Source organism: Streptomyces sp. NBC_00554 (assembly GCF_041431135.1).
GTDB lineage: Bacteria > Actinomycetota > Actinomycetes > Streptomycetales > Streptomycetaceae > Streptomyces.
In genome coordinates this window covers 8,559,606-8,570,000 of the sequence record NZ_CP107799.1, presented here as the reverse complement: position 1 = coordinate 8,570,000, position 10,395 = coordinate 8,559,606, and the positions used below count along the sequence as shown (strand labels likewise).

Here is a 10,395-nt window from a genome sequence, read left to right as displayed (position 1 = left end):
CCCATGACCACCGTGACGTCCCCTCTTGCAGGACGCGCCATCGGACTCGCCGCGGTACCGGATCCCGTGTTCTCCGGCGCCATGGTCGGCCCCGGCAACGCGATCGACCCCGTGCGTGAGCCTTCGGAGGCTGTTGCCCCCGTGGACGGAGTGATTGTCTCGCTTCATCCGCACGCCTTTGTCGTCGTCGACGACGAAGGCCATGGTGTGCTCACGCACCTCGGCATCGACACCGTGCAGCTCAATGGCGAGGGCTTCGAGCTGCTCGTCAACAAGGGTGACACCGTGACGCGCGGCCAGGCCGTCGTACGTTGGAACCCGGCTGCCGTCGAGGCGGCAGGCAAGTCCCCGGTGTGCCCGATCGTGGCGCTCGAAGCCACGGCCGAGTCCCTCTCCAATGTCCGCGAGGACGGCGATGTCAAAACCGGAGACGAGCTCTTCGGCTGGCAGTGACATCAGCGCCGGCGTAGACGACAAGTTGGACAACCACCGCGGCGGCGGGACTCGCCGCACTATCGGAGACGGGTGAGATGGAGACAACGCTGCGAGGCGTCGGCGTGAGCCACGGTGTGGCGATCGGCGAGGTTCGGCACATGGGAACGGCGGTTCTTGAACCGCCTGCCAAGCAGATCCCGACGGAGGACGCGGAGCGCGAACAGGGGCGTGCCCGCAAGGCCGTGAAGGCTGTGGCAGCCGACCTGATTGCGCGCGGCAATCTGGCGGGGGGCGAAGCTCAGGCCGTGCTCGAGGCTCAGGCCATGATGGCCGAGGACCCCGAGTTGATGGCGGATGTGGAACGGCGGATCGCGGTGGGCAGCAGCGCCGAGCGCGCGGTCTATGACGCGTTCGCCGCGTATCGCGCGCTACTGGCCGGCGCCGGTGAGTACCTCGCCGGTCGTGTGGCCGATCTCGACGACGTGCGGAATCGTATCGTCGCCCGGCTGCTCGGGGTGCCCATGCCTGGCGTCCCGGACAGCGACGAGCCGTATGTCCTTATTGCTCGCGACCTCGCGCCTGCGGACACCGCGCTGCTCGACCCCACTCTGGTGCTCGGTTTCGTCACGGAGGAAGGCGGGCCGACCAGCCACAGCGCGATTCTGGCGCGGGCGCTCGGCGTTCCCGCCGTGGTCGCACTGCCTGGCGCCGGTGAGATCGCCGAGGGCACGATGATCGCCGTGGACGGCAGCACCGGTGAGATCTTCGTGGAGCCGAGCGCCGAGAAGAAGGCGCAGTTGGAGGCCGCCGCGGCAGAGCGCAAGGCGGCACTGTCCTCCGCAACGGGTCCCGGCGCCACGTCCGACGGGCACAAGGTGCCTCTGCTGGCCAATGTCGGCGGTCCTGCTGACGTGCCGGCCGCTGTCGAGGCCGGTGCTGAGGGTGTCGGTCTGTTCCGCACCGAGTTCCTCTTCCTGGACGACAGCAAGAAGGCACCGTCCGAGGAGAAGCAGGTCGAGGCGTACCGGCAGGTTCTCGAGGCGTTTCCCGAGGGCCGTGTCGTGGTGCGTGTGCTCGACGCGGGCGCGGACAAGCCGCTCGACTTCCTGACTCCTGCCGATGAACCGAACCCGGCCTTGGGTGTGCGGGGTCTGCGCTCGCTGCTGGACCATCCCGATGTACTTCGTACGCAGCTGACGGCCCTGGCCAAGGCTTCGGAGGGGCTGCCGGTCTATCTCGAGGTCATGGCTCCGATGGTCGCGGACCGTATCGACGCCAAGGCGTTCGCGGAGGCGTGTCGTGCGGCCGGGCTGCAGGCGAAGTTCGGCGCGATGGTGGAGATTCCGTCGGCCGCGCTGCGGGCGCGGTCGATCCTGCAGGAAGTCGAGTTCCTTTCCCTGGGGACCAACGACCTCGCGCAGTACACCTTCGCCGCAGACCGGCAGGTGGGTGCAGTGTCCCGTCTGCAGGACCCGTGGCAGCCCGCGCTGCTCGACCTGGTCGCGCTGTCCGCCGAGGCGGCGAAGGCCGAGGGCAAGAGCTGTGGTGTCTGCGGTGAGGCCGCGTCGGACCCGCTGCTCGCGTGTGTGCTGACCGGCCTTGGGATCACCTCCCTGTCGATGGGTGCCGCGTCGATTCCTTATGTCCGGGCCTCGCTCGCCAAGTACACGCTGGCGCAGTGCGAGCGTGCGGCTGCCGCTGCGCGCGCGGCGGACACGGCCGAGGAGGCACGCACGGCCGCGCAGGCGGTGCTGTCCGGCGAGTAGCCGGACCACGTCGTCGATCGACTGTTGACGAGGGGCGCTCCACCTGTGGGTGGAGCGCCCCTTTCGGATTCAGTGCGCGTGGCCCGTCGTTTCCCCTTCTTCTCCGAGGTCAGGTGGCACGCAGTAGTCGACTCCCGATTCCGGGGAGACGAGGTCCCCGGAATCGACATCGGTGCAATAGGCGTCGAAGACTTCCGCCGCGGTGAGGGGCTCAAGGTTTTCTCCGCGGAGCCGCCACCCGTAGACACGGTCGGTCGCGTCGTGGGCGGTGGTGCGCATGACGAGTCCCCCGGCGCTCCGGGTGGCGACGCCGAGGGCCAGGACGGTGGTGAATTCGAGGGTTTCTGATTCGTCGACGTGGATGGTGCCCGCGTCGTCATCGGCTCGGAGTGCGGCGACGAGGGTTTCGGGCGCTGCCGAGACGCTGCATACGAGGTGGAGGTCGCCCGGGCCCGCGGTGTCGAGGATGCGGGTGAGTAGGTGAGAGGCGCGGGCGAAGGACGCGCGTCCGATGTCCTCGCCGCAGGACGCGCAGTTGCCGATGCGGGCCAGGATGGTTGTCGCGTACTCCCAGGTGGCCTGGCGGACGGCCTCGTCCACGAGGTCCGGGACGAGTTCGTCGAGGGGCTGTCCCTCGTATGTGACGGTGGGGCCCATTGCGGCCAGTTCAGCCGTGAAGCGTGTGCGGCTCGACGGTGCGTCGGGTTCCAGGCCGCTGTCGGCGCAGAACTCCGCGTACTCCTCGGGGTCGAAGAGTGCCACGGTGGTGTGGCTGCCCTGGGCGGCGAGGGTCCTGAGCAGGGATTCCACCTGCTGGAGGTAGCTGGTGTGGTCGTCGAAGGTGAAGGTGCGATAGCGCCGCATCGCCGTGAAGTCCTGTTCGTCTGTCAACAGGCCGATGGTGCCCGCGATTTCGCGGCGCAGGACGCGTCGCATGGTCTGGTGCTGGGTGTGCGCCATTTTTCCCCCTGTGCGCAGTCGATCAATGCTCACTCACAGTAACTGGCGGCACTGACAACGCTGGTCGGGCGAGGTGTTCGCGCACTCGGCGGGGCTCGGACTAGCAGGTCACGGCGATGGGCGCCTGGGGACAGGTCAGGCGCGCTTCCGGGCCAGGTCTTCGTAGAAGCGCAGCAGTTCGACGTTGTCCACGGAGCCGAGGTTGACCGCCTTTTCCAAGGCGGTGCCTTGGAGAAGACGCTTGATCGGGACCTCGATGCGCTTGCCCGTGAGGGTGTGAGGGACACCGGGGACCGCGATGACCTCGTCCGGGACGTGGCGCGGTGAGAGCTGTTCGCGGATGGTCTGTTTGATGCGGGTCAGGAGGGCCTCGTCGAGTACGGCGCCGGGGGCGAGGTGGACGAAGAGGGGCATCCAGTAGCCGCCGTCGGGTTGTTCGATGCCGATGACGAGGGACTCTTTGATTTCGGGGAGGCGTTCGACGGCTTCGTAGATGTCGGCCGAGCCCATGCGCACGCCCTGACGGTTGAGCGTGGAGTCCGAGCGGCCGTGGATGACGACGGAGCCGCGCGAAGTGACGGTGATCCAGTCGCCGTGGCGCCACACTCCGGGATACGTGTCGAAGTAGCTGTCGTGGTACCGGCTGCCGTCGGGGTCGTTCCAGAAGCGGATCGGCATGGACGGCATCGGTTTGGTGACCACGAGTTCACCGACTTCGTCGATGAGCGGTTTTCCGCTGGGGTCCCACGACTGGAGGTCGGTGCCGAGGCCGGGGGCCTGGAGCTCTCCGATGTACACCGGCAGTGTCGGTACTGCGCCTGCGAAGCAGGAGCACACGTCGGTGCCGCCGCTCACGGAGGCGATCCAAAGGTCGGCGCGGACCTCGTCGTGGAGGTAGCGGAAGCCGTCGGGGGGCAGGGGTGAGCCTGTGGTGGCGACGCACTGCACGCGCGCGAGGTCGAAGTCGCGGGAGGGGCGGACGCCCGCCTTGTGACACGCCATGACGTACGCCGCGGACGTGCCGAAGAGGGTCGCTCCCGTGCGTTCGGCGATGCGCCACTGGGCGCCTGTGTCCGGGTAGCCCGGGCTGCCGTCGTACAGGACGATCGTGGTGCCCGTGAGGAGCCCGGAGACGAGGAAGTTCCACATCATCCAGCCTGTGGAGGTGTACCAGAAGAAGCGGTCCTCAGGGCCGAGGTCGCAGTGCAGGCCGAGTTGCTTGAGGTGCTCGACGAGGATGCCGCCCTGGGACTGGACGATCGCCTTGGGGAGGCCGGTCGTGCCCGAGGAGTAGAGAACCCACAAGGGGTGGTCGAACGGGACCTGCTCGAAGACGGGCTTCACGTCGGCGGACGTCAGAGCGGACCATTCCAGGGCGCCCTGGGGAGCCTCGGTGCCCAGTAGGGGGATGTGCACGACCGCGCGCAGGGTCGGCAGTTCGCGGCGCAGCTCGGCGACGGTGTCGCGGCGGTCGTGGTCCTTGCCGCCGTAGCGGTAGCCGTCGACCGTGAAGAGCACTACGGGTTCGACCTGCTGGAAGCGGTCGAGGACGCTGCGGGCGCCGAAGTCGGGGGCGCAGGACGTCCACACACCGCCCACGGCGGCTGTGGCGAGGAGGGCGACGACGGCCTGCGGAATGTTCGGGAGGTAGCCGCTGACCCGGTCTCCCGGGCGTACGCCGAGCGCGCGCAGTTCGGCTGCCAGGGAGCCGACCTGGCGGCGCAGCTCGGACCAGCTGATCGGGGTCGCCTCATGCGTCTCGTCGACATACAGGAGCGCCGGTTCGTCCGAACGGGTGTCGGCCGCGCGCAGGGCGTGCTCGGCGTAGTTGAGGGTCGCCCCGGGGAACCACTCGGCACCGGGCATGGAGCGGTCGCCGAGCACGCGCGCGTAGGGGGTCGAAAACCGTACGTCGAACCACTTGGTGACGGCTTTCCAGAAGGTGTCCAGTTCCTCCACGGACCAGCGGTGCAGTGCCGCGTAGCCGCCCTCGGAGGGGGCTCCGTGCTGCTCGGCCGCCCAGGTCTGGAACTTCGTGATCTGCGCCTGGGCGATGCGTTCCCCTGTGGGCTGCCAGAGCGGTGAGGGGTTGGAGGTGGACATGGGGCGGCTCCCGGGCTCGGCGCGTCGTGTGCGTCTGGCGCGCACGAGCGGGGGTGTGCGCGTCACGCGGCTGACACGGACGATGCCATGTGATCGACTTGTGCACCAGGGTGCGCCACACATAGTCGCCGACGTGAAGATGTGGTCTGGCCACGGGTGAACGGCAGTTGAACGACTTACACATATGGCCTCGTCAATGGCAGGCTGAGCAGCATGAACGGTCGTGACCTGGTGCGTTCGGTGAAGGCGGTCGGTTCGGCGGGGGCGACCCAGGGGTTGCGTACCGTGCGAGCCGCGTGGCGCAGGAAGCGTGCCGATGCCGTTGGGCTGCCACAGCGGGGCGCCGAGCGTGCGCGGGTGCCAGGGGCGGTGCGGGGCGTGGAGCCGGGCCCCGGTGGTGGAGTCGTCCGATTCACTCGCTCCGAGTTGCGGATCACGGTCGCGGTGAGCGGGGCCGTTTTCTGGGGATGGGACGGGGCGGACCCTGAGCCGTCGTACGCTCTCGCGGGCCACTGCCCGGATCCGGACCCGCGGGCCGTCCTGGAGCCGGACATGGACGGCGGCTGGCGGGTTGTGGCAGAGCGCGTGACCGTCGTGGTGTCGCGGCACGGAGCCGTCGAGGTGCGCACCCCTGGTGGCGTGGTTCTGCGCCGCGATCTGCCGCCCCGCTGGTGGGAGCCGGTCGACGGCGGTGCGGCGCGCTGGATGCAGCGCTCCGAAGTCGCCGCCGACGCGCGGTTCTTCGGCCTGGGCGGGCGCGCGGCGGGGCCCCGGCTGCGCGATGGTTCGTACCGGCTGTGGAACACGGATCCCGGGCATGCCTTCGCGCCCGGCGACGATCCGCTGTACATCACCATGCCCGTGCAACTCGTGGTCGCCGACGCGGCCACCCACCTCGTGTTCCACGACACCTCGTGGGACGGCACGGTGACGTTGCGCGAGGGTGAGGAGGGCGCCGGCTCCGGGCACGACAGGGCCGGATCGTCTGAGCTTCGGATGGACGGCGGCCCGTTGCGCTGCTGGGTGATGGTGGGGACCCCCGCGCGCGTGCTGCATGCCTGGGCCTCGCTCACCGGGGCGCCCGCGCTGCCGCCCGCGTGGGCGCTGGGGCACCATCACGCGCGGTGGGGTTTCGGCAGTGAGCATGAGGTACGGCGGATCGTCGCCGGCTACCAGGAGCGTGGTCTTCCGCTCAACGCGGTTCACCTGGACATCGACCACTACGACGCGCACCAGGTGTTCACGGTCGACCGGGAGCACTTCCCGGAGCTGCCGGTGCTGGCGGAGGAGCTGCGCCGTGACGGCATCCGGCTGGTGTCGATCGTCGACCCCGCGGTCAGGGCCGAGCCGGGCAATGCCGTGTACGACAGTGGCCTTGCCGAGGACGCCTTCGTGCGCGACGCCTCGGGGCGGCTTGTGCGAGGTGTCGTATGGCCCGGGGAGTCCGTCTTTCCGGACTTCACGCACGCGCGCGTGCGGCGGTGGTGGGGCGGGCTCTTCAAGGAGCGGCTCGCGCAGGGGTTCGCGGGTTTCTGGCACGACATGAACGAGCCGACTTCGTTCACCGCCTTCGGGGAGTCGACGTTGCCGCGTTCGGCCCGGCACTCCCTGGAAGGCCGCGGCGGTGACCACCGCGAGGCGCACAACGTGTACGCGCTGGGGATGGCCCGGGCCGGGTACGAGGGCCTGCGTGAACTTGCGCCCCAGGAGCGGCCGTTCATCTTCTCGCGCTCCGGGTGGGCCGGAATGCAGCGCTACGGAGGGACCTGGTCCGGGGATGTGGCCACCGGCTGGCCCGGGCTGCGGGCCTCGCTGTCGCTCGTGTTGGGGCTGGGGCTGTGCGGGGTGCCGTACTCGGGGCCCGACGTGGGCGGCTTCGACGGGAGCCCGTCGCCCGAGCTGTACTTGCGGTGGTTCCAGCTCGGCGCGTACCTCCCGCTGTTCCGTACGCACGCGAGTCTGCGGGCGGGGCGCAGGGAGCCCTGGGAGTTCGGTGACGACGTCCTGGAGCACGCGCGCGTGGCGCTCGTCGAACGGCGGCGGCTGCTCCCGTACTTCATGACCTTGGCGCATCTGGCTCGCCGTACCGGCGCACCGTATGTGCGGCCTGTGTGGTGGGGTGCGCCCGAGGACCGGGCGCTGCGCGACTGTGAGGACGCCTTCCTGCTCGGCGACTGTTTCCTGGTGGCGCCCGTGCTGCACCACGGGGCCGATCGGCGTGCGGTGCAGCTGCCGCGGGGGCGTTGGTACGACACGGTCACTGAGGAGGCCTATGAAGGGCCGGCCCAGGTGCTGATCGACTCCCCCTTGTCGCGGATTCCGGTGCTGGCGCGCGCCGGTGCCGTCGTGCCCGTCAGGGGTGCCGACGGTGGTCTGGAACTGGAGGTGTGGGCTCCCGCCCAAGGACGTGTCGGAGGCGGGCTCGTCGTGCCGGACACGGGCGACGGGTGGGAGGAGCCGGAGGTCGAGCGCTATGTGACGCGCTGGGAGGGGTCGCAGGTGGTCGTACAGCGGGACGGAGAGGGCGGCCTGAGCGAGACCGCGTATCCGGTACGGGTGCGGGGGCTACGGGAGGTGTAACGGCTCGCCAAGCGCCCCGAGCACACCTCCGGTAGCCGGGTCTCTCAGATGTACCGGCCCTCGAACCATGCCCGAACCGCCAAGGTGTGCAGCGGGAAGGCGAGTTCGGCCGACCTGCGCAGCAGATGCCAGCCGTCCGTCTCGTCGGTGGCGGCGGACGGCGGGAGTTCGGCGACCGGGCGTTCCGGGAGGAGCCCGAAGAGCAGCAGGTGCCCGGCCGGGGAACTCATCGCGTCGGCGAGACGTACCTCCCGGCTCATCGCGTCGATGCCCGTCTCCTCCCTGAGCTCCCGGACGACGGCGTGCCGCCAGTCCTCCCGGTGGTCGATGAACCCGCCGGGCAGGGCGATGCCCCCGCGCGCGGGGCTGATGGTCCGGGTGATCACCACCAGAGAGGTGCCACCGGCGTCGTACACGGGCTGGAGGGCCACCGCGACCGGCAGTGGATTGCGGTAGGCCACGGTGGAGCAGACGGCGCAGGTGCGGGGCCAGCCGGAGACACCCTCTCCGTAGGGTGCTCCGCAGCTCGAACAGTGGGAGTCCGGCGCGGAGTTGGTGGGCGGGTGCAGGTGCGGGGATGCGGACACGCCGCGGACTGTATCCGATCACTTGAAGGGCCCCTTCAGGGGCAACCGTCTTGGTGTGCTGATCGACCGGACGGGCGGACCAAAGGGTGTCGCGGCAGCGGCTCGGAGGCCTCGGGCAGTGAGGGACGGCCGGAACCACCCCCGTGGGCCCCGGCCGTCCCTACCGATACTCCGACGCCTGGGAGGCCTCCGCGGTTCTCCATGACGCCCTGCCCAAATCCCGTTGCCCGTGGCACACTTCTGACGTTCCGTCAGATCCAGTGTTGGAGGGGTCTTGTCGCGCACACGCACGCCTGTGGTCGCCGGTTGGTTCGCCGGGGACGGCGACGACTTCCATCTCCTCGGTACGCGCTGCTCGGTATGCGCCTCGGTCTTCTTCCCCCGCGAGGACGCCTTCTGCCGCAACCCGGGCTGCCCGGGAGGAAGCGAGCTGGTCGAGGTGCCGTTGTCGCGGCGCGGCCGTGTCTGGTCGTACACGGACGGCCGGTACCGGCCGCCGTCACCGTATGTGAGCGATCCGGAACTCTCATGGGAACCCTACGCGTTGATCGCTGTGGAGCTGGAGTGTGAGCGGATCGTGGTACTCGGTCAGGCGGTTCCCGGGGTCACGGTCGCCGATCTGGCGGTGGGCATGGAGGTGGAGGTCGTCCCCGGCGTGCTGAACGAGGACGAGGGGACGACCTGGACGACATGGCATTGGCGGCCGACGGCGGTGACGGCATGAAGGACATGTGGCGTACGGGGGTGACGGCGTGAGCGGGGATGTGGCGGTGCTCGGCGCGAGCATGCACCCCTGGGGCAAGTGGGGGCGTGGCTTCGTCGAGTACGGAGTCGTGGCGGCGCGTGCTGCGTTGGCCGACGCCGGGGTCGACTGGCGCGATGTCGGCTCGATCGTGGGTGCGGACACCGTGCGCGGCGGCTATCCGGGGTACGTGGCGGGGGCGACGTTCGCGAAGGCGCTCGGCTGGCAGGGGGCGCGGGTCGCGAGTGTGTACGCGGCATGCGCGTCGGGGGCGCAGGCGGTCAACACGGCGCGGGCGCAGATACTTGCGGGGCTCGCGGAGGTCGTCCTCGTGGTGGGTGCGGACGCCGCGCCCAAGGGGTTCTTCCGCCCGGCCGGAGGGGACAGGCCTGACGATCCGGACTGGCTGCGGTTCCGCGTCCTGGGGGCAACGAATCCGACGTACTTCGGGCTGTACGCGCGGCGGCGGATGGCCGTGCACGGGGACACTCTGGAGGACTTCGCACAGGTCAAGGTGAAGAACGCCGCCCTGGGGGCACTGAATCCGAACGCGCGGTACCGCAAGAGGGTCACCGCCGAGGAGGTCGCCGGGTCCGCGGTCGTCGCCGATCCGCTGCGGCTGCTCGACATCTGCGCGACCTCGGACGGCGGCGCGGCCCTCGTGCTGTCCAGCATGGAGTTCGCACGACGGCACGGTGTCGCCGATCCGGTGCGGATCCGCGCGGTGTCCACGGTGACGCCGCGTTATCCCAACACCGTGCTCGATCTGCCGGACATCGCCACGGACTCCGCGGTCGCGGTGGAGCCCGCGGCGGACACCTTCCGCGCGTCGATCGCCCGGGCGGCGTACGAGGAGGCGGGCATCGGCCCCGAGGATCTCTCGCTTGCCGAGGTGTACGACCTGTCCACGGCCCTGGAGTTGCAGTGGTACGAGGACCTGGGCCTGTGCGCGGACGGCGGGGCGGCCAAGCTGCTGTGGGAGGGTGCCACGGCGCTGGGCGGGCGAATACCGGTGAACGTGAGTGGCGGGCTCGCCTCCTTCGGCGAGGCGGTTCCGGCGCAGGCAATCGCCCAGGTGTGCGAGTTGACATGGCAGCTGCGGGGCGCCGCCGGCGAGCGGCAGGTCGACGGGGCTCGGGTGGGGATCACCGCGAACCAGGGGCTGTTCGGACACGGTTCGTCGGTCGTCGCCGTGCGGTGATCCCGGCCGCAGTGAGCACCC

Annotated in this window: 8 protein-coding genes; 5 read left to right on the top strand and 3 right to left on the bottom strand. The window is 70.0% G+C overall.

Translation table 11 applies throughout. The features are described from left to right. Window positions 1–3 precede the first annotated feature (3 nt). A complete protein-coding gene (locus tag OG266_RS37840) occupies window positions 4–453 on the top strand; it encodes a PTS glucose transporter subunit IIA (RefSeq protein ID WP_326724462.1) in 450 nt (149 codons plus the stop codon). Window positions 454–530: 77 nt separating this feature from the next. Next, the gene (ptsP, locus tag OG266_RS37835) at window positions 531–2,201 is read left to right on the top strand and encodes a phosphoenolpyruvate--protein phosphotransferase (RefSeq protein WP_371551237.1); all 1,671 of its coding nucleotides are present in this window, start codon (window positions 531–533) and stop codon (window positions 2,199–2,201) included. Window positions 2,202–2,270: 69 nt separating this feature from the next. Here the strand turns inward: ptsP and OG266_RS37830 are convergent, their stop codons facing one another. Further along, window positions 2,271–3,161 (bottom strand): hypothetical protein, encoded by an 891-nt coding sequence (locus OG266_RS37830; protein WP_329548846.1) that lies wholly within the window; start codon window positions 3,159–3,161, stop codon window positions 2,271–2,273. 135 nt (window positions 3,162–3,296) lie between these two features. Continuing rightward, window positions 3,297–5,264: an acetoacetate--CoA ligase gene (locus OG266_RS37825; protein WP_371551235.1), complete on the bottom strand. Its 1,968-nt coding sequence runs from the start codon at window positions 5,262–5,264 to the stop codon at window positions 3,297–3,299. A 213-nt stretch (window positions 5,265–5,477) separates the two neighbouring features. Between OG266_RS37825 and OG266_RS37820 the strand changes: the two genes are divergently transcribed. After that, window positions 5,478–7,844, top strand: a complete 2,367-nt coding sequence (locus tag OG266_RS37820) for a TIM-barrel domain-containing protein (RefSeq protein WP_371551233.1) — start codon at window positions 5,478–5,480, stop codon at window positions 7,842–7,844. A gap of 44 nt (window positions 7,845–7,888) precedes the next feature. Here the strand turns inward: OG266_RS37820 and OG266_RS37815 are convergent, their stop codons facing one another. After that, entirely contained in the window at window positions 7,889–8,431 is a 543-nt protein-coding gene (locus tag OG266_RS37815; protein WP_371551230.1) for an NUDIX domain-containing protein, read from the bottom strand. A 295-nt stretch (window positions 8,432–8,726) separates the two neighbouring features. On the opposite strand from OG266_RS37815, the gene OG266_RS37810 reads away from it, so the two are divergent. Both OG266_RS37810 and OG266_RS37805 read left to right on the top strand, forming a co-directional pair. Then, window positions 8,727–9,155, top strand: a complete 429-nt coding sequence (locus OG266_RS37810; protein WP_266470898.1) for a Zn-ribbon domain-containing OB-fold protein — start codon at window positions 8,727–8,729, stop codon at window positions 9,153–9,155. A 28-nt stretch (window positions 9,156–9,183) separates the two neighbouring features. Continuing rightward, window positions 9,184–10,374, top strand: a complete 1,191-nt coding sequence (locus OG266_RS37805; protein WP_371551228.1) for a lipid-transfer protein — start codon at window positions 9,184–9,186, stop codon at window positions 10,372–10,374. The last annotated feature ends 21 nt before the right edge of the window (window positions 10,375–10,395 follow it).